The sequence below is a fragment of the Streptomyces sp. NPDC031274 genome (assembly GCF_055570235.1).
In genome coordinates this window covers 1-1,242 of the sequence record NZ_JBVIHP010000314.1, presented here as the reverse complement: position 1 = coordinate 1,242, position 1,242 = coordinate 1, and the positions used below count along the sequence as shown (strand labels likewise).

The window sequence follows — 1,242 nt, the reverse complement described above, 5'->3', positions numbered from 1 at the left end:
ACCGGGGTGGTCGAAGGGGATCTGCAGGTCCAGCACGTCGGGTGAGGGCAGTCGGGGGGTGCTGAGGATGAACGGCCGCTCCACACCGTCGTCGAGGGAGAGCTGGACGGATTGACGGCGCCGGTCAAAGGCCTTGCTGTGGTAGAGCAGCGGCTCGATAAGGCGCGCGGATGCCTGGTTGCTGGTGTCGTAGGCCAGCTCCACCAAACCGTTCAGCGCCGCCGGCAACTTCGGGTACAGCGGCGTGAGATCGAAGCCGGTGGCGTTCTGCCGCAGCAGCTCGTCCACCTCGGCTATGGCAGCGGCGAACGCGAGCATATCCGCGCGCTCGCGCTTGATCGTGTCCAGCAGCTCGCCGACCTCCGCCGCACGCGACTCCTCGACGTTGACGAAGTATCCGCCGCGCAGAGCCGGGTTGCTGCTGGCCGAGATGTGCACCTGCGGAGACTGGAGGTACGACTCGAGCAGCGGCACCTGCACATTCGCCAGGTTCATGGACGCCTGAGCGGGCGCAAGGATATGCATCCACGCATAGAACCTGTCGACCAGTGGTTCGATGATTGCATTCGAGCGGAGAAATATTCGGTCTCGGCTGTCAGGCATCTGGGCCCTCCTGTACGGAATTTACGCTGCCGCTTTACCGGCACCCGGCTCGCTGTGAACTGATTCCGCGCATAAACGCCTGCGCCGCGCGTGGTTACTAACGCACCACAGCACCCCAGCTGCGTCAACGCCGGGCGGCCTCCGTTCAACCGGCGAAACGCCGCAGTTGAACAGCTCCAGCTTCAGCGGAACAGGCCGGCAACGCTGTATGCACCATCGCCCCTTGATGGCCCGTGAGTGCCTATGCCACAGTGGATCCGCTTGTCGCTGCGGTCTCTTGTCGCCGAGAAATGAGGACGGTTTCGTGCCAAACCCTTTTGAGGATCCCGACGCAAGCTATCTGGTCCTGGTCAACGATGAAGGCCAGCATTCGCTGTGGCCTGTCTTCGTGGCTGTACCCGACGGCTGGAAGACCATGTTCGGCGAGGCGCCAAGAGAAGAGTGCCTTGAGTACATCGAGAAGACGTGGACCGACTTGCGGCCCAAGAGCCTGATCGAAGCCATGAAAGGCGCAAACTGAGCTTCAGTCTTCCGTGATCGGCCGTCAGGTTCGCCTGGCGGTCGATTCTTGTTCCGGGGGGGACCGAAGGCGTTAACCCCCTCCGTACAAGGCATCTGCGCCAATAGATGTCGGCGACC

Annotated in this window: 1 protein-coding gene and 1 pseudogene; one reads left to right on the top strand and one right to left on the bottom strand. The window is 62.6% G+C overall.

What is annotated here, in order from left to right:
* Positions 1 to 603, bottom strand: a pseudogene (locus ACZ5CR_RS45965) (MBL fold metallo-hydrolase); the annotation flags it as partial.
* Between the two features lie 304 nt (positions 604 to 907).
* Between ACZ5CR_RS45965 and ACZ5CR_RS45960 the strand changes: the two are divergent.
* On the top strand, positions 908 to 1,123 hold the full coding sequence (locus ACZ5CR_RS45960) for an MbtH family protein (RefSeq protein WP_468869881.1): 216 nt from the start codon (positions 908 to 910) through the stop codon (positions 1,121 to 1,123).
* The last annotated feature ends 119 nt before the right edge of the window (positions 1,124 to 1,242 follow it).